The sequence below is a fragment of the Micromonospora sp. TSRI0369 genome (assembly GCF_001905625.1).
In the GTDB taxonomy this organism is placed as follows: domain Bacteria; phylum Actinomycetota; class Actinomycetes; order Mycobacteriales; family Micromonosporaceae; genus Micromonospora; species Micromonospora echinospora_A.
This window is the reverse complement of record NZ_LIVU01000008.1, coordinates 164,950-188,409: the sequence shown is the minus strand read 5'-3', so window position 1 is coordinate 188,409 and position 23,460 is coordinate 164,950. Positions and strand designations below refer to the sequence as shown.

The following is a 23,460-nucleotide window of genomic DNA, read 5'->3' as shown; positions in this document are numbered from 1 at the left end:
CGGAGTAGCCGCACCATGGCCTTCGTCATCAGTCTTTGCGGACGGCGAGGTTGAGGGCGGCGACGGTCAGCCGGGTGAGGTCAGGAAGCTGGTCCTCGCCGAGGGTGACGCCGCGCAGGTTGTCCAGCGGCGTCTTGAGACCGTGGAGCCGGCTGCCCCGCAGGTCGGCACCGTCGAGGTGACAGGAGTCCAATTCCAGGCCGGCGAGGTCACAGGACCGCAGTGCAAGGCGAGGTAGTCGGCAGGAAGACCACGCGCCGTTGGTGAGAGTGCAGTCGGTGAACGCGACCGAGCCGGCGGCGGCGACGCGTTGGAGGGTGGCGTAGTCGAAGCGGCAGCCGTCGAACAGGACGTCCTTGAGGCGTACGTCGGTGAGTCTGGTGCCGGTGAACCGGGAGCCGGTGATCGCGCAGCGTTCGATGGTGATGCCGGTCAGGGTCGCTCCGGAGAAGTCGATGCGGGTGATCTCGCAGCCGTAGAGGCTGCCGGCCTCCCACGTGCTCTCGCTCAGGTCCACACCGGTGATCAGGCTGCTGCGGATGCGGGCGTCTTCAAGGTGCACGCCGCGCCACACTGCGCCCTCAACCAGGACCTCGGTGAGGCTGTCGGCCAAGTCCGTCGTGGTGTCGAGGTCGTCCGGATCAAGGTCCGGCAACAGGACCTTCACGTCGCCGATCGTGCTGGTGCGCATGTGTCCTCAACCTGTGCGGGCGCGGGGTGGGCACGCCACCCCGCGCGCCCCGTGGCGGGGGCTACTTCTTCTTGTTCCAGTTGTCCCAGCCGGGTCGACTGTCGAACTACCAAGTCCGAATTCCGTCAATGCGGCCGGCGTAGGGGCCCGGCAGCGGGAGCGCTGACACAAAGCCCCGACCGGTGTTAACCACCAGGTCGGGGCTTTGATCGTCTGTGCGCCGCCAGGGACTCGAACCCCGAACCCGCGGATTAAGAGCTTGATCTTGGTTGGTCACCCGGTCTAACCGCGCCGTTTGAGTCCATCTGTTCGCTGTCATGGCCCAATTCGATCGAGTCGGCGTCCAGTCAGTCCACCCAACCAGGGACCCGTCCACGGCGCCCGAGCACCCACCGAGCACCGGGCGAGACGGCCAACCGATCTTGCAGGTTGGTAGGAACAATCAACCCTGCCCCATCACAGTCGGGAGCCAGTTAGGCGCAAGGCTCGGTAAAAGACGGTGGCGCTTTCGAGCCGTTACACCAGATAATTACTGTTCCAACGTAGGAGATCTGTGTAGGCCGCGATGGCGGCGTACAGATCCTCACGCAATCCGGCCATGGTGATTAGCCGGGACTCACGGGTTCGACGGTCCACTAATTGCCACTCGACTCGTCGGGTCTTGCCTGGTGCGCCAGGGCGCGGATAAGCATCACCAATGACACGTATGGTACTTCCGTGTGCTAACTCGTTTCGACGCCTCACAGCAGCCCACAGCGTCTCGCGCGGAAAGCTGCTGCTTGCTTCCAAGTAGCCGCCACTTGACAGAAGCGACTCGACCCGAGTTAGTCGTTTGCCGATCATCCACTGGTCTATCTCACGTTGACGCCCTTCGGGATCGCCTGGCCTCTCTAGCTGTAGGATAACGTCTCCGAGAAGATCTTCTAAGACAGTGCTCTGAGTTATAACGAGACCTCGCCGTTCATCAAGTGCGCTGCGCTCAGCAACCTCTTCCCAATCAAGATCGGCCGCATCGTGGAATGTCAGGAGAAGGTCGTAGTCGGAGAAGACGTTCAAAGGTTCGTCCGATTCGTCGTCGAACGACACCTCCACGACCTCAACCGACATCTCCTCAAGGGTTCGGATGCTGTTCTCGTCCACCATCCCGGCATATACCCAGTCAACGCTGTACGAACAAGTAAGGTCGGGATAATCTGGCGTTCGAAAGTGGCAGCGCCAACCATTAGCACTGGGAACTAACTCCGAACTCTCGCGTTGCACATCACCGCGCCATGGGCACCGCATGTGTGCGACGGCCGAAACCGTCTGCCAGCGACGAAGTAGCGCAACTTGCTCAAGAGTAAAGGGTGCATGCACCTTTGGCGTATGGGTCGGAAGTCCCAGAACAATCCGGAGGGCCACGCGATATCACCACCATCTAGTACCGAAGGGCCAACTCGGCGGGAGCCTGCCACTACTCCTACGCTGCCACAGCACCACCATCGTGTATAGCTGGCTATGTCACTTGGACCTCGTTGATCTCGGAATATACCAGCTTTTCGAGGGCGTTCCGGAAGCCAGGAAAGTCAGTGGGCGGTTCGGTGGGGCTCATTCCGCAAGCCGCCTGATAGCGGCGATGGCTGCGCGACCGTGCTGGCGGTCATCGACAAGCGGATGAAGCAGGTCAGCAGATGCCGCCGTGCCGACCTCGCCCAAGACTTGAATGATGAAGTCTGTCCGGTCAAAGAAAGCGTGGGGGTGGGGGAACAGCGAGATGAGCTGGTCTTCATGTTGGAGACTCCACTCGCAGATGAGCCGAACGTCAGTGCGACCCGTCTCGATCATCCTCTTGATGAGTGGCAGCTCTTCTGGCTCGCGATAGTGGTCCGACCCAGTGATCCAGAAAAGCGCATCTGCCGCTGCAGGTAGAGCTTCCGAACGGAGCTTCGCCCAGCTCGCCGCGTAGTTTTTAGTCGGGTCGACTCGATGGGTCTCAGCGCGGTAGGTCCAGAACAGGATTTCGCCGAGAGTCTCCCATGCGCGAGAGGCGTCATTCTTGGGTTCAGCAAGTTGCGGCGGCTCCGCTACGTGCTGAGCCCAGCCTTTAATGCTAACTCGATAGTTTGCGGCGGTCTCTTGCACCCCTGGCCCTACTATCAAGCGTGTCGCCCAACGCTCGAACGCTGGCAACGTCGAGGGGTCTTCAAGTTGGATCAGGTCTCTCAGTAGTGTGTCCATGAAGAATGTCGAAGTCTCGTCGGCGAATGCAGCAATCGTTAGCAGTTGCGCTTTGGTGGCGCTTTCCAGTTCCTCGATCGCCGCACAATACGGGGCGGCGATTGGGTCCTCGAACTGGCTGCTATAAATCCCGTAAGCCGCATTGCTGCTTACTTTCGTTCTCGGCGATTGAATGATGGCTTGGATGGCTTCACTTACGAAGCCGTGATCATTTTGCTCCTCGATAAGCCCAAAGGAGTACATCGTATCCACTAGCTGACTCGAGATGAAGATGCGCTTCGGCTCAAATTCCGAAAGCTGACCGATGATGTCATCGCGTATCGGACCGCCCTTGACCGTCTGCGAATACCGTCGTACGGTATCTAGGCCGTCAAGTTGAATGTGATAGGCCTCACTCGCCAAGCAAAGTCGGAGGAGCTCTGGTAGGAGGGCACTGGCTGCTGGATCGTTCGTTGACCGCAGGAGATGGCACAACAGGAGTAGGCGTCCGTAGGTCTGATCCGTAGTCTCAGCGAGGATCTCCGCTAGACTTTCGACCGCAACTTGATCCTTGCCGCTGTTATGCCGGTACCAGTTATCCATGCCAGCGTGGTTGACGGCGTCGAGTACCACTGCCGCTGGCACTTTGGTGTGATTTCCGAATCCCCGCAGGGTACAACTCACGACTATGCTCGGCGGCGGTCGAGTTCCTTCACGCTGCTGCTGGACGGCTACGGACCGCCGACATGCGCGGTCGGTCGCGTCGATGACTTCAACGACGAGGCCCAGCCAAAGGCCGCGCGGCGCGAGTGTGCCGAGCGCTCCGAGCACGGCAATGTCAGCTGGCGACAGCTCTGTGCCGTTGACTACCTCCAGCTGGAGTCCCTCGCCCAAGAATCTGTATTCAGTTCGGTCTAGGTCGTTGACGACCGTCCGAGTAACGCGTCGCGCCGCTGACGCGCTAACCCTTGATGCCAGCTCGCCTGCGGCGCCCGTGAGCGCAGTTGCGTAGAGGCGCCGGTCATGCATCGCGTCCAGTAGGTGGGTCAGTCGGGGTAGATCGTCTTCCAGTTCGATCACGAGCGCCGTGAGGTCGTGGTTCCGTGGCAAGCTGAGCTGCGCGGCAAGCTCGGTTGCTGCCGCAGAGGCGAGTGACAAATCCTCGGCCACGAGGTACCGGCCGAGTAGTTCATGGCTGAATGCGATGCGGCCGCCACTGAGTTCCAGAACGGAACACCGCATCACATCGTCTAGGACGCCGATCGGTGCCCCAATGTCGTTCAAGTAGCGCTCGATAACTCGTACGGCATCGTTGACGGGCAGTGAAACCACAAGGCGATGACCCATCGTGCTGGCGATGTGCCGAAGTGCCTGGCGGCAAATGGCAGGTGCGGAACGATCGCGCAGGCGGCGCCGCAGGAATGCGGCGAATAGTTTCGCCCGGGTCGGCGAGCCGTCGATTTCGAGGGCGCATTCCGCGGCGATAGCCAGTTCGTACGCACTTGAAAATGGCTCGCATTTATCTTCGATGGTCGGCGCGCCGTACGCGGTGAGCAGGGCGACACGCTGGTCTGATGACAAGGCTGTCGTTTGCACCGTGGTCGCCCCAGTTTTAAGCGGAGGTGACGGCACGGACTGGCTGGTTACCAACACGAGGGGATCGAGGCGAAGGTCTAGCGCCCTCACGTCTCCAACGAACTGTTCACGCATTGCTTCTGGGCATTCGTTCAGTCCATCCAAGACGATCAGAAGTCGGCGCCCAGTACGCCTGATGGCCTCCTCTAGCTGCGTGAACGTTTTCGTGCTGAAACGGGCCACACTGCTGTTCAGCAAGGTCGACAGTCGGCCGTCGTAGCTTCGGACGGCCACCCAAACAGGTACCAGTTCATCGGGCATAGCAAGCGTGGAATGCCGGGCGAGATGGCTCTTGCCGCTGCCAGACTGCCCGGCGAGCAGCACCATGCCGGCGTCGCCGGCGAGCCTCACAACCTCGTCGTGCAGGATGTCGTTGCCGTCAGCGACGAGCGACAGCGGAACTAGCGGCGGCAGGCCGGCGCTATAGAAGTCGCGGTATCGGCGGAGATAGTCCTCGACCTCCAGCGCTCGATCCTCGGATGAGGGGCCGGCGTCGCCGATCGAGGATTTGGCGTTCGTCAACGATCGCGCCCTTATGAACTCGTCCCAGTGTCTCCGCGTCCATGGCGCTGGGTCGCCATCTGACAGCAGCAGCTGCACGAAGGCTTGGTAGCCCAGCGTGCTGACCCTGTAGTCAGATGGCACCCGCGATTTCGGGTCGAGCGTCGGGAAGACAACCACGACAGTGTAGATGTGCTTGTAAAACTTGTCTCGTACCGGTCCGGGTAAACCTGTCGCCACGAGGTCGTGCATATCGTCACTGATGGCGTACGTGCAGGCAGCGGCCTGCATATATGGATTCTGCCGCTCAATCAGGCGCAGCGAGCCATCCTCGTCTTGAATACTCCATGGCCCGTTCGTGCCGCCAACGAGTATCCCCCGATAGCCCTTCAACTCAACGTGGCAGACACGAGCATCCGTCACAATGAGAAAATCCACCTGCCGCGCCCCACGCCCGGTATAGAAGTTCGCCAGCACGAGCGCAGAGACACCTCCCCGGTCAAGATCTGCCCGCAGCGCTGCGAGAAATTGCAGCTCAGACCGTTCGAGAGGCTCGTCTCCCCAGAAGATGTCGATGCTCGCGGCCATCAGCTTCCACCACGCGTGAAAAAGACACGACGACAAGGCGTCAGGGTGACTGAGGGTACGCTGCATCTATGACAGCCACCACAGCTGATGCGATTGTCCAGCATCAGCAGGGCGGACCGAGCCGCCCAGTCCGTCCTCCTGGAGGCCCAAACGTCCACCGAGCCAGCGTCAACGAAGGCGTGCCGCCGTTCGGCCAGGCTCAGCGCCACGGCGACACTGCCTGAGCCTGATGGGTGGGTGCCTGGAGGGCTACGACGCGCGGGCCGTGAGGGTTCCGGTATCGCGTGAGCCCCGGCGTTCGGGCATTCTGTGCTCATGCTCGTGGTTGTGGCCCCGCTATCGGGTTCCTCGGACTCTGGCTGGTTCCGGTGGATGCCCGTGGCGTCAGCCGTCGTCGCAGTGTTCGCGCTGCTGGTTGCGCTGTCAAACCGGAACACTTCACGGCGCGCGTTGGCCCTTTCCTTGCAGCAGGAGGAACGACGGGCGGCCCGGTTGACCGTCACCCTTGATGACTCCGCATCATGGCGTCGTCGGGACGCGCCACGGTGGGTCGGCATGAAGATCCTCGCGGTCAACCCCACCGACCGTGATGCCGCCGTTGTCAGCGCTGATCTGCACATTGCCTACACCCTGCAGTCCGGCCTTGCCATGACGGTCAAGGTTCGCCACGAGACCACCGGCGATGCGTTCCCGGGTGAGGTGGATGCTCTGGACCTGCCTGCGCGGCTGCAGGCCAACGGCGCGGTCGCCGGTTGGCTGACGTTCCGGCTACCTGCCGACTTGTTCCCCGCGGGTGCAGGGATCCATCGTTATGACGCTGTTCTGCAGGACAGTCGGGGTATCGCCGCGACGATCAGCGCGTCTGTTCTACGAGAGGTGGGTCATGATCAGAGGGCGGACGACCAGAAAACGGCCGACGAGACGGAGCGTTGATCCTTTCGACATCGTGCCCGTCGTCGCGGACGGATCGATTGCTGGCCCGTTCGCTGACGGCCGGATGGTGCCGTTGGTCATCATCGATACCGCCGGCCGTCCTGACATCGATGAACTAGTCCGGCTACACGATCACCTGTCGCCTGGTGATGTCACATACAGGTGGGGCCAGGTAGACCGCGACGAGGATCAGGTAGCCCTCTCGCTACAGTTCATCCGGCCGATCGAGGTTCGCGCGACCCTGTTGTTCAGCATCGAGCACGAGGGCATCATTGTTGACGCCGCTCTCAGCAGCCGGGCAATATACCTTCAGCCGGGTCGACCCGGCGACCGCCTGAAGCATGATATTTACCGACCGAAGATCCTCATCGAGACGCCCGACGACGATTTCCGGGACCGATGGGAAGGTGTCGTGATGCAGCGCCTGGCCAAGGTGATACGCAGCCGGAAGCGGATGCCACGCGCAGAAGCGCGTCAGCTGGCCGCAGAGTGGCTTGACCAGTCGCGCAGCCTGAGCCGGTTTCGAATGCCAACGTGAGGCAGTATCCGCCTTTACATAGGCAGGGCGGCCGACCTCCTGGCCACAGGGTCCGCGCCGCCACGGTGACGGCTCGAGTGATCTGCGGATTCCTCTTCATCGAGGTCAAGACCTGATGCTACGTGGGGCCAGCCGGGAACCTCGTGCGCTGGCCCTTGTCAGTATCAGGTGGTAGGCCTGCGGACTATGCCGGCCTTGCGGTGCCACCGCGTCGTGGGACGACGGCGGCGGTTGCTTCGGCGGCGGCGTGGGACAGCTCCGGCAGGACATCGCCGTAGAACTTGGCGGTGAAGTGTGGGCTGGAGTGGCGGAGCCGGTTGGAGATGATTTTCATCTGGACGCCGGCGGCGAGGCCCATGGTCGCGGCGCCGTGGCGGAGGTCGTGCAGGCGGATGGGTGGTAGTCCGGCTTGGGCGGCCAGGTGATGGAAGTGGTCGGTGACGTCGGCGGGGTGTAGCCGCCCGCCAGTCGGGGTGGTGAAGACGAGCCCGGTGGTGGTCCAGCCGGCACCGGCGGCGAGGCGTTCGCGGTGTTGCCGGGTGCGGTGGGCGCGCAGGACGTTGACGGTTTCGATGTCGAGGGCGACTGCGGCCTCGCTGTCGCTGGTTTTCGGGGTGTCGATGACGGTGGCCCAGCCGTGTTGGACGAGTTACCAGCGGACGGTGACAGTGTGGGCATCGAGGTCGAGGTCGTCCCAGTGCAGGCCGCATGCTTCGCCTCGGCGCAGGCCGGTGAAGGTGATGAGGTGGTAGAGGGCATAGAGCCGGTCGCCGGCGTCGTGGGTGTGGAAGCTGCCGGCGATCGCCGGCTGGCCGGTGGCGTTGATGAGGCCGATGCCGTTCACGAGTTGGCCTCTTCGATGCTGACGGCCGTGGTGGTACTGACGCGGTAGGCGTGGGTGTGGCGGGCGGGCCAGCCGATGAACCGGTCGAACATGTCGGCGGTGCTGCCTGTGACGCTCGGGTTGAGCCGGTGCAGGTCGTCGATCGCGTCGTGCAGGCAGCCGGCCAGGTAGAGGAACAGGCTCACCGGCACTTCTCGGTACTCGGCTAGGAGCGCGAGCTTCGCTGCGCCGCAGGGCCACGGCTGTCCGCATCGGCGGCACAGCCACAGCGGGCGCGTCGGCAGATGTTCCACCTCGGCGGGCACGAGCCGGTTCATCGCGGGACGGCGCTGCTGCCCGGTCACCGGCGACCGCCCTCGCGGGCCTGCTGCTCGAACAGCCGACGCCACACGAAGGTGAGCAGCGGCGGATCAACGGGCCACACCTGCCCCGCCGAGGCCGTCCCCCTAGGCTCGGGGCGCCGGGACTGGCCAGCCATGGCGTTACGCGAGACGTAGACCGTCATGCCGCCACCCCCACCAGCAGCGATGAGCGGCGGGCCCGCCGGGGGAAGGGCGAGCCCGCCGCACCACGGCGGCTGGGAGCAGACCGCCGATCACCCACCCGCGCAGCCCTCATGGCGGTACGCAGGCGGGGATTCACCCGTACGGTCGACGGAGTGTCCGGCGCGAGCACTTGCCGGTGCGTCGGGTCGCATTCCGACCTGTCGCCGATCGACACGTCCATCTGGTTCTCCCTGGCGATTGCCGCTGACCCGCCGGCGCCATGGGATCAGGATGGTCCTGGACCGTTCCGCCGACGTGTTCCTGACGTCCACGATCGCGGGCGGCACGGGCCCGAGACAGACCCAGCGTGGTGGGCCACGGTGGGCCTCCTGTGGTCGACTCGGTCGATATGAGGAGGACAGGCGGTACTACCCCGTCCCTACGAGACTCAGAGGATGTGCCAGCGGCGGAGCTCCGGCCCGCCGTGGACAAGTCCTGCAATCCGGTGGTGCACCTCGTCGGCGGCGTCGGTCCCGGGACGGGACTTGCGGGCGTTGGTGGCGATCATCTGTAGTTCGCGGAGCTGGCACAGCTCCTCGAACCTCGGCCAGCATGTGGCATCCCAGCCGTAGGCGGCGGTGAAGCCGGCGAACGCCTCAGGACCGGGCGGATCGAACCGGCGGCAGTGGACAGCGACCGTGGCAATGTCCCACTCGCGAGGCCCGAGGGCGGCGCCGTCCCAGTCGGCGAGTACGGGCGTGCCGTCGAAACGCCGGAGCGCGTTGCGGATCTGCGGATCTGACTGGATCAGGCTTGTGCCACGGGGAAACCGCATCGTCTCCCAGCCTGCGGCCAGCGTCTCGAGCCGGCCCAGCAACAGATCCTGTTCCTTACCGTTCAGGATCTCCGAACGGATCACGGATCGCTCGATGCCACGGATCGGCCGCAGCACGGGCAATGGCACGGGTGGAGCAGGAAGGGCATGCAGATCCCGGAGAAGGCTTCCGAGCTCGGAGACGGTGATCGGGTCGTCGTGTGCCGGGTCCAGACGCTGCCAGACCGTAACGGCGTGCCCGCCCACCTCTAGCGGCTGGGACAGGCCCGGGTGAAGGCCGACCGTGGGGAAATCTTGGTCCACCAGCCAGTCGACCACGGTCACCATCGCGCGCACCCGGTTCAGGTCCTGGTCGCCAGGGGCGATCTTGATGACGATGTCCCCGACGGCGTAGACGGCGTTGGTGTGGTGCCGCAGCAGAGCCGCGTTCGAGTCGGGGTAGCCGAGAAGACGACATACCTCGGCGAGCACCGGCCGGGTGCGCGCCTCGACGAACATGGGGCTCCTAGGGACCGAGTGCAGCTGTGGTCCCAAGACTACGGGCGCGCTCGCGGCAGGTCCGTACGTAGTCCGTCAAGGTGGCGACCTCACCACGATGGCTCTCTTCGGGGATCGCCGTGGCCACGTCGGTCGCGCGGGTCAGGATGATCTCCGTCCGCTGCGTCTCGGGCAGGTTGGCGACGGCGTCGCGCGCGGTCGCCGCCGCCTCGGTCGTCCGCCGGTCCCGCGCGAGGCACATCGACCGGTCCAGGGCGATGAGCGTCACGTCGATCGGTACGGCCGGAGCCGTGCCGTAGAGCCGCACCGCCTCGTCCTGGACCCGGTAGGCCTCCACCGTGTCACCGAGCCAGGTGTACGCGCCGGAGAGGTAGAGCAATAGCCGCTTCGCCGGAAACCTGAAGGCCACGTCGGTGTCCTCGTCACCAGCCTGGTCGAACAGCCGGCGTGCCTGATCGACGGCCGACCGCGCCTGCTCGGTGGCACCGATTCTGGCCAGGGCACGCGCCCGGCCCGCAGCCGCCAGGGCACCCGACGACGACGCGACCGACGTGGCCGCAAGCGCCGCATCAGCCAGAGCGACGGTCTGGGCGGGGTCCCCGAAGTAGTACGGCAGCATCGCCGCCTGGGCTCGCACGAGCACCCGGAACCGAGCCTCCCCGCTGTCGTCCGCCGCGTGGATCGCTGTGCCGTACCACCGTCGAGCCTCGGCGACATCCCCGAGCCTCATCAACGCGTCAGCGCACATCGTCGCCAACAGAGCCGCCACCGCCGACAACCGGGCCTGGACCGCCGCCGGCTGGCGCCGAAGCGACAGCGCCTGCACCTCTCGGCAGTCGGCGGCCATCAGCGCCAGCATCGTTTGCGGCGAAGCCGAGGGATAGACCCGCAGGTGCTCGCCGGCGCTTTGCTCGATCAGCTCAAGCTGCCGAGGGGCGACACTCGACGCCGCTAGAGCCTCGTCCAGTCCCAGACGGAGTCTGACCAGACCTCCGGCCTCACTGCTCCCCATACGGGCAGGCGATCGATCCGCTCCACCGGCCATGGTCTCGATGCTGACATCGCGCGGCATAGTGCTGTCCTCGTCGCGGCCGAGCCCCATGACCGGACGCGGAATGTGCAGACCCACGGCGATCCTTTCCAGCACCTCGTACGCCGTGACCTGCCGGACGCCCTTAGCGATCTCAGTAGCGCGGTGGGGCGAGAGGCCAACGAGAGCGGCGATCCTGCCGTAGGACAGGCCCCGGGCGTGAAGGAAGCGGAAGACCGTAGTGATGTCACGTTGTCGCAGGAACTCGAGGATCGGTCGGCCGTTCCACAGCCCCGAACTCCACCACTCGGGATCCACCTGCACGGCCACGATCACCTCCGATGGGACGACGACCACCCGCCAGCACAGCGCATCCGCGCCGTCACATCAAGTCAATGGCGGCCGAGTCGACAGCCCATCCAGAGTCGGCGCTTGGGGTGGCATCCGAAAGACCCACGATGAGCTCTCAGGGTGTCCCCTCGTGGGATGAGCGCAGGCTCCGGAGCACCACAACCTGTCCAGCCCGAGCCTTGGTCGCGGGTCTGGGACGGAAGCGAGTGATGCAGATGAGGGAAGAGCCGTCTATCAAATAATCCGTCGCAGCCCAGCAGATGAAGCAGATCTATAGGCTCCCACCAGGCAGAACGCCCGCAGAAGGTGGAGGCCCCGAGTCGAGCCGCCCCGACCCAGTCACACATCCATTGGCATCCATCATTGCCTGACATAGAGTCACTGGCTAGTCACATTGAGCGCAAACGACCGGGCGGCGACTTGCGGATGATGACCAACACCCACAGGGCTAACTGCGCAAACGCCCAAGGGCCGGGCTGCAAATGCTCCGGCTGCGGGGGCTCACAACACGGCTGGCAAGGATGGACATCTCTGGCCGCCGACCGGCCAGAGAAGCGCGACGACCGGCGGCGTGAACTCGAGGAGAAGGTGGAGGAAGACAGACGATCCGGACGCCAGAAGTTCAACGCCCACAACCGGGAAATCTACTTTGACCTCGCACGCCTGGACATCGCCGACTACCTGTGGGCCGCCGACGGCCGAACCAGAATCAACGGCCGACTGCCACGCGATGTTGAGCCAACATCGATGTCATCAGACCTTGGCCGGATGGACACCCTTGCCCACCAGGTCATGGAGAACCCGTGGTACGAGATCTCAGCCGGCATAGACAGCCTCGTCCGGAACAAGGCTGACGCCAGGGAGGTCAAGAGACGCTTGGCCGATCACACGTGGTGCAGCCTTCTGGCGGCCCTGATCCAGTTGATCGAGAGGATCAACAAGGCCGTCGACCTGCTCTCGGATACCGCCAAGCAGTTCATCACCGGCGTGTTGTCGCAGCGGTTCAATTCGGGACTGCCCCGGCTGGTGACCGACGCCGTAATCCGCCTTGTCGTGGACAAGGTGTGGTCAGCCCTGGCGAGGCTACTGGAAGCTCACTTTCCCCTTCTGGGTACAGACACCCTGCGTGCCCTCCGGATGCTGGCCATGTTCGCCTGCCCCTGGGTCGAACACCACCCAGAGGTCTACAAGCACGCCGTCAGGCCGCTGATGGGCGACGCGCACGGGATCATCACGGACGAGATCAAGACGCAGGTAGTAACCCTCTTCACCGCGTGGTGGCGGCGGCGCGCTCCGGAAGCTCTCGCCTAACGCCCGGACACGTCTGGCCCTTCAACCCCGGGGAAGAACCAGCGGTGCGCGCCACACGCACACGAGACCCGCGTAAGCGAAAAAGGCCCCGACCCGGTGCGTAACACCAGGCCAGGGCCTTGATCGTTGGTGCGCCGCCAGGGACTCGAACCCCGAACCCGCGGATTAAGAGTCCGCTGCTCTGCCAGTTGAGCTAGCGGCGCTCGCTGACAACGGGACGAGACGTTAGCACGCCCGCCCACCGCCCCCGAAAAGCAGGGTCGGCGTCACCGCACCGCCAGCGTGACCTGCCCGGTCGCGGCCCCCGAGGGGTCCACCACCAGGGTGTACGCCCCGGAGGCCGGCAACACGGTCGGCCCGAGTTCACCGGCCCCGTTGATCACACAGCCGCTGCCGACGGTGCTGCCGTCGGGCGCGCGCAGCGCCAGCACGCCGCACTGGTCCGGCAGGTCCGAGGCGGAAGCGCTCACCGTCACGGACGTGCCGGCCGCGGCGGTGAACCGGTAGCCGATGACCGCGCCGGGCCGATCCACGACGGCGACGACCGGTGGCCCGCCGAGCGTGATCGCCGCCGCCCGGTCCCGGCCGGTGACCAGCCGCAGCGTGGTCGTGCCGGTGCTGCGTTCGGTCGGGTCGACCACCACTGTGTACGTCCCGTCGGCGGGCAGCACCGTGCCGTCGATCTCGCCGGCCCCGTTGATCACGCAGCCGCTGCGCAGCAGCCGTCCGTCGGCGTCCCGCAGTTCCAGCGGGGAGCACTGGTCGGTGAGGCTGCTCGTCGGCACCTCCACGTAGACGCGGTCGCCCGCGCGCCCGGCGAACCGGTAACGCGCCCGCGCGCCGGGTTGCTCGACTGTCGCGGTGACCGCCGGGCCGTTCGGTTGCATCGTGCCGTCGCTGTCCCGGGCCGAGTACACCCGCACCGCGACCCGGCCGGTGTCACCGGGCGCGGCGGTGACCCGCAGCGCGTACGTGCCGGTGGCGGTGAGGTCGACGCGGTCGACGTACCCGTTGCCCTTGATGTTGCATCCACTGGCGATCTCCCGGCCGCCCGGTTCGGTAAGCACGTACGGCGAGCAGCGATCGCCGATCCCGGGCGCGGTGGCGTCGACGAAGACGGCGTCCCCGGCGCGCGCGGCGAACGTCAGCGGCGCGCCGCCGGGGGTGAGCGTGGCGGTGGCGACGGGTACGGCGGTGATCGGGGTGGCGGCCGGCGGGGCGACCCGTTCGGTGCTCGCGCCGGCCACGGCGAACTCCGGGCGGCCGCTGACCGCGACGTCGAAGACGCACTCGGCGAGTTGGGCGGGCGCGGTCACGCCGGCCCAGCGGCAGATCTGCTCGGCTGCCGCGCGCCGGGCCGGGTCGAGGTCGGCGACTGTGACCTCCCGTTCCGGGAACGCGCGGTCGGTGAAGGTGCCGGTGTCCTGCCCGTCGTCGTAGTGCAGCAGGGAGCGGTCCGCGGCGATCCGCCAACTGTCCGCGTACGCGGGATAGAGCTTGCCGAACGGCACCGGCTGGGCCAGTGCCGCTCCGGAGGCGGGCGCGATGTCGTCGGCCGGGTCGCCGTCGAAGTCGCCGAGCAGTCCGCGTACCGTCCCGGCCCGGGAGTCGGCCAGCCGCACCAGGATCCGGTAGCCGTACCGGCCGATCTGGTCGACCGCCGCCGCCGAGCCGTCGGGCCACGTCACGTCGTACCCGTCGGCGGGGCCGGTGTCCGACGGACGGCGGGTGAGCGTGCCGCCGCCGGCCAGGTCGGTGCGGTCCGGGGGTACGGCGAGCGGCGCGCCGTCGACGTGCACCCGGGTGCCGCCGTCGGTGAGGGTGAGCGCGATGCGGTGCGCGCCGACCCGGAACGCGACAGCCGAGTTGACCGAGGCGGTCCGCGTGCCGGCCATCGGGGCCTGCCGGACCTGCACCTCCAGCGGGTCGCCGCCGGTGGCGGCGACCAGCGTGAACTCGCCGACGGCCTGGAAGTCGTAGGCGACCCGGTCGAACGTGACCAGGTGCGGGTCGCCGTTGCTGCCGCCGCAGTCGGCGCCGTCCTCGCAGAGCTTGACCGGGCCCTTCGGCGGCGGCGTCTTCTTGGCCGGCTTCTTGCACTCGTCGAGGTTCTTCGGCAGCGTCTTCCCGTCGTACTCGGTGCGCGGCGGCAACCCCTTCGCCGCCCGGTAGCGGTTCTCCGCGAGCGTCGCCTTCACCTCGGCGGTACGGATGCCGGTGCCGCCGCACTCGCCCTGCGGCACGGCGTCGCGGGAGATGTCGTCGGCGTGGTTCAGCTCGTGGTAGAGCGCGGCGCAGGGGTCGCGGGCCACCCCGTCGCCGTACGGGTCGGTGGAGGTCGGGTTCCACGTGACGGTGGAGGAGCCCTTGCCGTCGGCGCTCTGCGGCGTCTCGAACGCGCCGGAGCCGCCGGTGGTCGGGATGATCCGCACCCGGGGACTCTTCTTGTCGCGCAGCCTCGGCAGCAGGCCGGACGGATCGCCGCCGGGTAGCGCGAATCCGGCCAGGCAGCCGTCGACAGCCGCCTGGAAGTCGACGCCGCTGACCGGCACACCGGCGGTCGGGTCGACGCCGTAGTCGGCCCGCGCCGGCCGGGCGCCACCGCCGACGAGCGCGCCGACCGCTACCAGCAGCAGCGCCACGGCGGCGGCGGTCGGCCGGCGGCGGCGCACCAGCAGCAGCACGAGCAGAGCGACGACGAGCAGCGCCAGCGCTCCCCCGGCCACCACCCAGAGCCTGCGGAGGCCGGTCCCACCGTCGTCGGACACGGTGAACGTGGTGGTCCGCAGCGCCGTCGCGCCCGCGCACAGGTCCGCCGCGCCGGTCACCGGCAGCGTCACGTAGCCCGCGGTCACCTCGTACCGGCCGGGTGCGCCGACCGGCCAGGGCGTGTCCAGCCCGCCGCCGTCCCCGGTGGCGGCCACCGAGCGGAGCACCACCTCGCCGTCGCGCAGCCGTACCCCGGTCGACGCCACGGTGGCGGTCGCGCCCGGTTCCACTGTGGTGAGCGCTGCGGTGGCGGCGGCGCCGATCCCGTCGTCGTGGAAGCTGCGGGCGAGCGTCGGCGTGAGGTCGAGCCCGTCCCGGCGTACCCCGGTGATCTGCACGGTGCCGACGGCGCGGGTGGCGAGCGCGCAGGCCGCGCCGGTGGTGTTCGTGACGGTGAGGTCGAGGCGGACCTGGTCCCCGGCGCGGTAGTCGGCCTGGCCGGGCCGCAGCGCCAGGCCGAGGCCGCCGTCGGCGGGCGCCGCGACGGCGCTCCCCGCCCCGGCCGCCAGGGCGGTCACGAGTACGCCGAGCGCCGCGACCAGCCGCAGGATCCACCTCATGGTGCGGACTGTAGGGGCGGGCGGGCCGGTTCCGTCGCGGTCTGTCGGAGACCGGTCGGAGCCGTATCCTGCTGGTGGTGAATGTGGACGACTTCGGCGGCACCGCCGTGCTCGACCTGCGGACCACGCTCGTACTGGGCCGGGCCGATGCTCGGTGACCGGTGGGGCGTGTCCGACGAGGAGACGCTGCGCCGCTACCCGTGCGACGACTTCGTGCCCGCGCCCACGTTGCGGGCGTGGCGCGGGGTGAGCGTGGACGCGCCACCGGCGGCCGTGTGGCAGTGGGTCGGCCAGATCCGGCTCGCGCCCTACTCGTACGACTGGATCGACAACCTCGGCCGCCGCTCACCGCAACTGCTGGTGGGCCTTGCCGAGCCGGTGGTCGGCGAGCCGTTCACCACTGCGGGCGGGCGGCGACGGGGCCGGATCCTCGCGGTCGAGCCGGGGCTCCACCTCACCGGCCGGATCATGGGCGCGGTCCTGTCGTACGTCCTGGTGCCGGAGGCCGGGGACGGCACCCGCCTGCTGCTCAAGGTCGTGATGCGGACGAACCCGGTGATCGCCCTCGGCGGATGCCTCGGTGACCTGGTGATGGCGCGCCGGCAGTTGCTGAACCTCAAGCGGCTCGCCGAGCAGAGCGCCTGACCGGTCACACCGGTCGTCGCTCGACCGGCGCGCTGCTGAGCACGCCGTCGGGGCGGACCTCCTGACGCAGCCGCGCCAGGTTGACGAACCGGTCGCCGTCGACGGGGGCGGCGTCGAGCAGGCGCAGGACCACTGTGCAGTACTTGGCCATGGTGTTGCGACCCGGCATGAAGATGGACAGCTCGTCGTGGGCGTCGGGCATCTGCACCATCAGGTCGGCGGGCAGGGACGGCAGCGTCTCCGGGGTGCCCGTCACCGCGACCTTGACCGTCCAGAACGGCCCGGCGCCGTCGAGTACGCGCCGGTCCTGCTCCGGCGTCTCCAGCGCCAGCGTCCGCCACGGCTCACCCAGGCAGGTGACGCCGGCCTGCCGCACGGTGGTGACCAGTTCGGCCGCCGCCGCCGTGAGGATCTCCTCGGCCCGGTCCCACTCCTGCGCGTCACGGCCCAGTGGCGTACCCGGCACGAGCCGCGCCACCACCGTCACGGCCGGCACGTGCCGCAACCGCGGCTCGGGCTGCGCCTCGAAGACGGCGCGGGCGGCAGCGATCGCGTCCGCCTGAGCTTGGCGTTCCCGGCTGACCTCGTCGCTGTGCCGATCGAGCAGAGCGAGCGCCTGGTCCGGTTCGTCGAGGGCACGCCGGACGAGCTTCACGCTCATTCCGGTGTCCCTCAGCAGGGTGATCAGCATGGCCCGTTCCACCTGCTCGAAGGCGTACGAGCGGTGGCCGGTCCGGTCGTCGACCTCGGCGGGCACCAGCAGCCCTTCGGCGTGGTAGAAGCGCAGCGCCTGCGGCGACAGGTGACACATCTGGCTGAACTCGCTGATCGACAACATGATCCCAGCCTGCCTCCTGCAGTAACCGCAAGGGCAAGCGCCGCCTAACGCCTGTGGTCGCGTCCGGTCTGGGGCAGCCCGGCGGCAGCCGCGATCGCCTCGACCGCCTGTTCCAGTCCGGTGGTCTCCGGGAGGACGAGTTCGCCCGGCCAGCCCAGGACGTCGTGCGCGGCGTACCAACCGCTCATCTGCTCGGCGGTGAACTCACCGGCCTGCGGGCGGGTCAGATGCCGGCGCAGCGTCTCGGCCAGCGACACGTCGAGATAGCAGAACAGCGACCGGCCCCGGTGGCCGTCCCGCAGCGAGGTCAGCACGTCGCGGTAGCGACCGGTGTACAGGATGCCTTCCAGGACCACGTGGTAGCCGTGGTCGAGCGCGAACCGGACGGTCTGCTCGATCAGAGCGGGCGCCACACCGCCGGGCTTGTCCCGTTCGCGCAGGACGACGCGGCGCAGGTAGTCCTGCTCGACGAGGGCGCAGCCCCGGCCGTGCCGGCGTCGGAGCTCGCGGGCGATGCTGCTCTTGCCCGAACCGGAGTTGCCCCTGATGCAGACGAGGATCGTGTCCGGGCTGCCGGTGGCCTCAGCGGACACGGCGCCTCCCTGGCCTCACGCGCCGCTGACGGATGAGGTCAGGGCGGCGCTCCGAACAGCGGACTCGTGCGGGCCACGGCCTCGGTGCTCCGCTGCCCAAGCTATGCCCTACGCGCTCAGCACGCGGAATTCGTAGGGCCAGCCCGGAGTGGGGCTGGCGGACTAGTCTGTCGCCGGGAAGCTGGGGGTGGACGATGACTGACGACCACAAGGCGGTCGTTCCGGTGTGGACGCTCGCTACCGGGGACATCCGGGTGCCCGCACTGGTCGGGGACGAGCCGATGACGGCTGAGCGATTGGCTGAACTGCGCGGTGTGCTGGCGGTTCTGGCAGACAAGCCGATCGCCACGCTCGAGGTACATCCCCTGCCCGGGACGCTCGACCGCAGCCGCGGCATTCCGCTCGACGCCGCAAGTCCCCTGGCGCATCACCTGTCGCAGCTCATCTCGCAATCGGCGAGGAGTTCCTCGGTGGCGGGCGCGACGAGCGCCGCCGGTGAGGGCCTGTATCGCATGGTGATTCCAGCCAAGGTCGCCGCCCAGTTCGGACAGGGCCTTGTTCGCCCGATGGCGGCCAAGGGCGCCGCTGGCGGTATCCGCAGTGTACTGGTGAACTCATCGGGCATCGCCGCTCACGCAAGTTTCGTGCCGGTCGGGAAGGCGGCGGCGACAGGCGCAGTCGGTGGATCCGCTGCGACAGCCGGCGTCGCTGTCGCCGGTAGCGCGGCGCTCACGGTGGCCGCGCCGCTCGTGCTCATGGCCGTAGCCGTGGGGATGAGCGCCAACGCGGACCACAAGCGCCAGCAGGCCATCGAACGCATCACCGAGCTGCTGGAACAGCTGCAGGAACAGAAGCTCGACGATGAGCGCAACGAACTCGACGGCTGCCGCGACACCCTCGACAAAGCCGCCGCGATCCTGCTCGACCAGGGCAAGCTCGGTGTATCGCTCGGGCTGGACTCGGCGGTGCACGCCATCAACAAGGCGCTGGCCGCCGCGGACCGCCGCCTCACCCGATGGCAGAGCGCGCTGGACAAGCTGCCTGACGGGAAGGCCGTCGACATCGGCACGCTGACCAAGTCTTTCCCGGGCATCGACGAAAACGGTGGCACGTTCCGCGCCCACCTCGAACTCGCCGCCTTGGCCATTGCGCTGAAGCAGCGGGTCATTGTCCTGCAGGCCGTAGAGCATGCCCAGATGGACCCCGGCAACCCGTACGAGAGCTTCGCCCGCGCTCTCAAGGCCGATCAACAGCGCCTCGACAAACTGGAGTCGGGCATCGCCGGTGTCCTCGAACGCCTGTCGGCGCTGGAGTTGGCACGCCCCAACAGTCTGCTGCCCGTGCTGACGAACAGCGAGGTCGACCGCCTGATGCGTGCGGCGGATCGCGTACACAGGCTGCGCGACAGCAGCATGGTCAACAACCGCCAGGCAGATGTGGCGATCGAGATCGCCCGCAGCAGGGACGGCTCGGTGGTCGTATTCCCCGCGCTGCCCGCATAGGCGCGGTTGGTCCAGCCGCTCCGCCGCCCGGCCGGGCCGCGCTTCGGTGGAACGTCATGGGTGTCTTCCGGCCCGTTTGACACCCATGGTGTTCCACCCACGGGGCGTCGCCCCGGCGCGCGCCGGTCCCGCCTGCGGTGGACGTACGCGAAAAAGGCCCCGAACGGCGTGGAACGCCTGTTCAGGGCCTTGCTCGTTGGTGCGCCGCCAGGGACTCGAACCCCGAACCCGCGGATTAAGAGTCCGCTGCTCTGCCAGTTGAGCTAGCGGCGCTCGCTGACAACGGGAAGAAGATTAGCACGCCCGCGGAGCCGGGTTCCAATCCGATACCGGGGTCCACCCTTCGGACGAGCTTAACCGGCGAGACCGGTCAAAACGGTCAAAGATTTGGACGCGGGGGCGGGTCAGATGGCGTCGATACGGCACGATGTCCGCCAGGCATGTGAGGACAGGGGTGGGCATGGGCAGGTTCGCGCGGGCCGGGGCGTCGGTGGGCGCCCTGGTCCTCACGGCGTCGCTGGCACTGACCGGGTGCGGTGGCGGCGACGAGGGGAAGAAGCCGGCGTTCGAGCCCGGCCAGCAGCAGGTCGGCGGCGTCTCGGCCTCGGCGCCCGCCGACCCGAGCGCCGACCCGACCGGCGGCGCCCCCGCGGCGGCGCTGACTGTCAGCCCGGCCGACGGCGCGGCGAGCCGGCCGGTCAGCACCGAGATCAGCGCCCGCATCCCGGGCGGCGGCACCGTGTCGAAGGTGGTGCTCGCCACCGCCGACGGCACCGCCGTCGCCGGACGGATGCGGCGGGACGGCTCCAGCTGGGTGCCGTCGGCCGCGCTGAAGTACGGCGCGAAGTACACCGCCACCGTCACCGGGACCGGCAAGGACGGTCAGCCGTACCAGGGCACCAGCACGTTCACCACGATGGTCAAGCCCAAGTCGATGATCGGCTCCGGCCTCTACATGTTCAGCGACAAGACGTACGGGGTGGCCATGCCGGTGGTCGCCGAGTTCTCCCCCGGCATCCCGAGGAAGGACCGGGCCGCGGTGCAGAAGCGGATGTTCGTGCAGACCGACCCGCCGCAGCCCGGCGCCTGGCACTGGGTCGACAACGGCACGCAGGCGTACTACCGCGCCCCGGAGTACTGGAAGACCGGCACCACGATCACGGTCCGGCTGGCGCTGGCCGGGATCCCTCTGAGCAACGGCCGGTACGGCAACATCGACCGCAGCGCCACCGCCAAGATCGGCCGCGCGTTCGAGATGACCGTCGACAACGCGACCAAGCAGATGACGGTCTCCGAGAACGGCACGGTGATCCGTACGCTGCCGGTCAGCCTGGGCAAGAAGAGCACCCCCTCCTCCAGCGGCACGATGGTGGTGATGGAGAAGAAGGAGTCCACCGTCTTCGACACCCGCAGCGAGCCGGACCCGGCCAACCGCTACGTCACCGAGATCGACTTCGCCCAGCGGATCACCTGGGGTGGCGAGTACATCCACGCCGCGCCCTGGTCCGAGGGCGTGCAGGGGCGCCGCAACGTCTCGCACGGCTGCGTGAACGTGTCGATGGCCAACGGCCGGTGGCTGTTCGGCAAGACGCTCGTGGGCGACCCGATCACGGTGAAGGGCACCGAACGCCGCCTGGCGCCGGGCAACGGCTGGACGGCCTGGAGCATGAGCTGGTCGCAGTTCGTCGCCGGCAGCGCGCTGCCGGTGCCGCAGGGCGGGCAGCCGGCGCCGTTCTGACCGGCGTAACGTGATCGGACACGCCACCTCCGACGAAGCGCCGGGCGGCCGTGGAATCGTTACATCCCGGCGGGGTGTTCCGGTTCACGTCCGGCAACGCGTACCCGCTCCGGCGCGTCTGACCTGAGACGACGCCGAACGGCATCACTTGTGAGGGAATCATGCGAGCTGGCCAGGACGAACCGATCAGGGGCGGGAGCGCCCCGCGCGTCGGCCGCCGCCGCGCGCTGGCGGCCGGGGTGCTCGCCGCCGCGTTGGCCCTGACCTCCGCCTGCACCGGCGGCGGTGGCGGCAAGCCGTCGAGCTGGCAGGGCGGCGGCGACGGCGGCGAGAAGGCCCCGAAGGCAGCCGCCACGATCAGCGAGCCCGCCGCCGACGCCAAGGACGTGCCCGCCTCCACCGCCATCACTTTCACCACGACCGAGGCGCAGGAGACCACCGTCGAGGTGAAGGACTCCACCGGCAAGGCCGTCGACGGCACGGTCGCCGCGGACGGCAAGAGCTGGCTGCCGGCCGCCGCGCTGGCGTACGGGCAGACGTACACCGCGACCGTGACGGCAACCGGCGACGACGGCAAGCCCGCCACCGCCACCAGCACGTTCACCACCATGGCGAAGCCGGCCAAGCAGGTCCGGGTCACCAGCTTCCTCGGTGACAACCAGGTCGTCGGCGTGGCCATGCCGCTGATCGTGAAGTTCGGCCGGGCCATCCCGGAGGACTACCGCGACGACGTGCAGCGCCGGATGATCGTCACCGCCAAGCCCGCCCAGGAGGGCATCTGGCACTGGGTGAGCCCGACCGAGGTGCGCTACCGGCCCAAGACCTTCTGGAAGCCCAACAGCACCGTCAGCTACAAGGTGCAGGCGGGCGGGCTGCCGCTCGGCGACGGCTGGTACGGCCGGTCCGACCTCACCGTCGACGTCAAGATCGGCCCATCGTTCGTGATGACTGTCGACAACCGCACCAAGCGGATGACTGTCACCCGCGACGGCAAGGTGGTCAAGACCATCCCGGTGAGCCTGGGCAAGAAGAGCACCCCCTCGTCCAGCGGCACCATGGTGGTGATGGAGAAGCTCCGGCACACGGTCTTCGACACCATGGAGGAGCTGGGCCCGGAGGAGGGCTACCGCACCGAGATCGACTACGCCCAGCGGCTCACCTGGGGCGGCGAGTTCATCCACGCCGCACCCTGGTCGGAGGGCGTGCAGGGCCGGACGAACGTGTCGCACGGCTGCGTCAACGTCTCGATGAAGGAAGGCAACTGGCTGTTCGCCAACACCCGGATCGGCGACCCGATCACGGTCAAGGGCACCGAGCGCAAGCTCCAGAACGGCAACGGCTGGACGGACTGGAACATGAGCTGGGAGCAGTACGTCAAGGGCAGCGCCCTGCCGTACGAGCCGCCGGCCGCCGACACCCCGGACCCCGACACCACGCCGGACGCCGGTACGCCCAGCGTCGAGCCCACCCCCTGACCCCGGCACGCGACGAAGCCCCCTCCGGAAGGAGGGGGCTTCGTCGTGAGGAGACACACAGGCCATGTCTTGTCGGGACCGCGCTCGTTCCCCTCATGGCCGGGCGCACCATGGACCTTCCGTCAGCCGGTCGTTGAGGTGGTCAGATGAGCAGCGCGGCCTGGCTCGACGAGTCGATGCGTCAGCGGCCCGACCGCAGCGGTATCTACGTGCTCGCAGCGGCGGTGATACAGACCGCCGAGGTCGAGACGGTCCGGTTCGACGCCGCCAGGCTGGCTCCGACGCCCCGGGCCCGCGTTCATTACCGGGACGCGACCGACGACGAGCGACGCAAGATGATCCAGGCCGTGGCGTCCATGACTGCAGCGGTCCATGTGGTGGTCATGGGAACCGGCATGGACAGCTCCCGACAGGAACGCGCCCGGCGGCTGTGCATGGAGCAGATCTTGTGGCAACTCGACCAGGCAGGCGTGGAACACGCGAGCATCGAGACCCGCACGGCGTCGCTCAACGCCAAGGACACCGCTGCCATTGCTCAGTTCAAGCGTCGGCGGATCATCTCAGGACGGATCAAGATCGACTTCGTGCGGCCGTACGGACCGCAGAGTGATCCGCTGCTGTGGCTGCCGGACATCGTTGCCGGCGCTGTCAGCAGCGCACACGGCTCAGCTCATGGACAACAGCTGCTCGCTCCGCTGACGCCCACACTGAGAACGTCGGAGATCGAGCTGAACTGACGCCCGAACATGCGCCGGGCCGAGGTCCCGGTCTGCCCCGGGAGTCCTCGGCCCAACTTCCGACCACATCCGCGGACTGATCGGCTCCATGTACCACCCCAGTGTAGGCGTGCTTGTCTGGACAGGAAGCACATCGCGTCGATTTCCAGCCGAAGTTCGAACGACTT

General features: G+C 67.6%; 18 protein-coding genes, 2 tRNA genes and 1 pseudogene. 8 read left to right on the top strand and 13 right to left on the bottom strand.

Going from position 1 to position 23,460, the window contains the following annotated elements; all coding sequences use genetic code 11:
• Positions 1-28 precede the first annotated feature (28 nt).
• The 3 genes from AMK25_RS25180 to AMK25_RS25175 form a co-directional block, all read right to left on the bottom strand.
• Positions 29-691, bottom strand: coding sequence for a pentapeptide repeat-containing protein (locus AMK25_RS25180; protein WP_073830855.1), 663 nt, complete (start codon positions 689-691; stop codon positions 29-31).
• A 516-nt stretch (positions 692-1,207) separates the two neighbouring features.
• The gene (locus AMK25_RS32065) at positions 1,208-1,831 is read right to left on the bottom strand and encodes a hypothetical protein (protein WP_143194791.1); all 624 of its coding nucleotides are present in this window, start codon (positions 1,829-1,831) and stop codon (positions 1,208-1,210) included.
• Between the two features lie 447 nt (positions 1,832-2,278).
• Positions 2,279-5,611, bottom strand: a complete 3,333-nt coding sequence (locus AMK25_RS25175; protein WP_073830854.1) for an NERD domain-containing protein — start codon at positions 5,609-5,611, stop codon at positions 2,279-2,281.
• Between the two features lie 378 nt (positions 5,612-5,989).
• Between AMK25_RS25175 and AMK25_RS25170 the strand changes: the two genes are divergently transcribed.
• Together AMK25_RS25170 and AMK25_RS25165 are read left to right on the top strand one after the other, a co-directional pair.
• Positions 5,990-6,544 (top strand): hypothetical protein, encoded by a 555-nt coding sequence (locus tag AMK25_RS25170; RefSeq protein ID WP_143194790.1) that lies wholly within the window; start codon positions 5,990-5,992, stop codon positions 6,542-6,544.
• Between the two features lie 13 nt (positions 6,545-6,557).
• Positions 6,558-7,082, top strand: a complete 525-nt coding sequence (locus tag AMK25_RS25165) for a hypothetical protein (protein ID WP_073830852.1) — start codon at positions 6,558-6,560, stop codon at positions 7,080-7,082.
• A 184-nt stretch (positions 7,083-7,266) separates the two neighbouring features.
• Here the strand turns inward: AMK25_RS25165 and AMK25_RS25160 are convergent.
• The 5 genes and pseudogenes from AMK25_RS25160 to AMK25_RS25145 all read right to left on the bottom strand — a co-directional run.
• Positions 7,267-7,872: pseudogene (locus AMK25_RS25160) on the bottom strand (site-specific integrase); the annotation flags it as partial.
• Positions 7,873-7,922: 50 nt separating this feature from the next.
• On the bottom strand, positions 7,923-8,270 hold the full coding sequence (locus AMK25_RS25155; RefSeq protein WP_073830851.1) for a hypothetical protein: 348 nt from the start codon (positions 8,268-8,270) through the stop codon (positions 7,923-7,925).
• Positions 8,267-8,431, bottom strand: a complete 165-nt coding sequence (amcA, locus tag AMK25_RS32490; RefSeq protein WP_198937675.1) for a multiple cyclophane-containing RiPP AmcA — start codon at positions 8,429-8,431, stop codon at positions 8,267-8,269. Before amcA ends, AMK25_RS25155 begins: the two co-directional genes overlap by 4 nt.
• 428 nt (positions 8,432-8,859) lie before the next feature.
• Positions 8,860-9,744: a phosphotransferase gene (locus tag AMK25_RS25150; protein ID WP_073830850.1), complete on the bottom strand. Its 885-nt coding sequence runs from the start codon at positions 9,742-9,744 to the stop codon at positions 8,860-8,862.
• Positions 9,745-9,751: 7 nt separating this feature from the next.
• On the bottom strand, positions 9,752-11,110 hold the full coding sequence (locus AMK25_RS25145; protein WP_338013382.1) for a hypothetical protein: 1,359 nt from the start codon (positions 11,108-11,110) through the stop codon (positions 9,752-9,754).
• Between the two features lie 441 nt (positions 11,111-11,551).
• Between AMK25_RS25145 and AMK25_RS25140 the strand changes: the two genes are divergently transcribed.
• Complete coding sequence (locus AMK25_RS25140) at positions 11,552-12,436, top strand: hypothetical protein (RefSeq protein WP_073830848.1); 885 nt, start codon at positions 11,552-11,554, stop codon at positions 12,434-12,436.
• Between the two features lie 127 nt (positions 12,437-12,563).
• Here AMK25_RS25140 and AMK25_RS25135 read toward each other — a convergent pair.
• Both AMK25_RS25135 and AMK25_RS25130 read right to left on the bottom strand, forming a co-directional pair.
• A tRNA-Lys gene (locus tag AMK25_RS25135) sits at positions 12,564-12,639 on the bottom strand.
• Between the two features lie 63 nt (positions 12,640-12,702).
• A complete protein-coding gene (locus tag AMK25_RS25130; protein ID WP_073830847.1) occupies positions 12,703-15,765 on the bottom strand; it encodes a VWD domain-containing protein in 3,063 nt (1,020 codons plus the stop codon).
• Positions 15,766-15,912: 147 nt separating this feature from the next.
• On the opposite strand from AMK25_RS25130, the gene AMK25_RS25125 reads away from it, so the two are divergent.
• Positions 15,913-16,410: a polyketide cyclase gene (locus tag AMK25_RS25125; RefSeq protein WP_073830846.1), complete on the top strand. Its 498-nt coding sequence runs from the start codon at positions 15,913-15,915 to the stop codon at positions 16,408-16,410.
• A gap of 4 nt (positions 16,411-16,414) precedes the next feature.
• Here the strand turns inward: AMK25_RS25125 and AMK25_RS25120 are convergent, their stop codons facing one another.
• Both AMK25_RS25120 and AMK25_RS25115 read right to left on the bottom strand, forming a co-directional pair.
• Positions 16,415-17,248, bottom strand: coding sequence for a MerR family transcriptional regulator (locus tag AMK25_RS25120; protein WP_073830845.1), 834 nt, complete (start codon positions 17,246-17,248; stop codon positions 16,415-16,417).
• Positions 17,249-17,292: 44 nt separating this feature from the next.
• Entirely contained in the window at positions 17,293-17,841 is a 549-nt protein-coding gene (locus AMK25_RS25115; protein WP_073830844.1) for a kinase, read from the bottom strand.
• 194 nt (positions 17,842-18,035) lie between these two features.
• Here AMK25_RS25115 and AMK25_RS25110 point away from each other — a divergent pair, with 194 nt between their 5' ends.
• A complete protein-coding gene (locus tag AMK25_RS25110) occupies positions 18,036-19,343 on the top strand; it encodes a hypothetical protein (RefSeq protein WP_073830843.1) in 1,308 nt (435 codons plus the stop codon).
• 197 nt (positions 19,344-19,540) lie between these two features.
• Here the strand turns inward: AMK25_RS25110 and AMK25_RS25105 are convergent.
• Positions 19,541-19,616 (bottom strand) — tRNA-Lys (locus tag AMK25_RS25105).
• Positions 19,617-19,803: 187 nt separating this feature from the next.
• Here AMK25_RS25105 and AMK25_RS25100 point away from each other — a divergent pair.
• From AMK25_RS25100 to AMK25_RS25090, 3 genes are all read left to right on the top strand, one after another.
• A complete protein-coding gene (locus AMK25_RS25100) occupies positions 19,804-21,081 on the top strand; it encodes a L,D-transpeptidase (protein ID WP_073830842.1) in 1,278 nt (425 codons plus the stop codon).
• 161 nt (positions 21,082-21,242) lie between these two features.
• Positions 21,243-22,556, top strand: coding sequence for a L,D-transpeptidase (locus AMK25_RS25095; RefSeq protein WP_073830841.1), 1,314 nt, complete (start codon positions 21,243-21,245; stop codon positions 22,554-22,556).
• Between the two features lie 146 nt (positions 22,557-22,702).
• Positions 22,703-23,293, top strand: coding sequence for a hypothetical protein (locus AMK25_RS25090; RefSeq protein WP_073830840.1), 591 nt, complete (start codon positions 22,703-22,705; stop codon positions 23,291-23,293).
• Positions 23,294-23,460 lie beyond the last annotated feature (167 nt).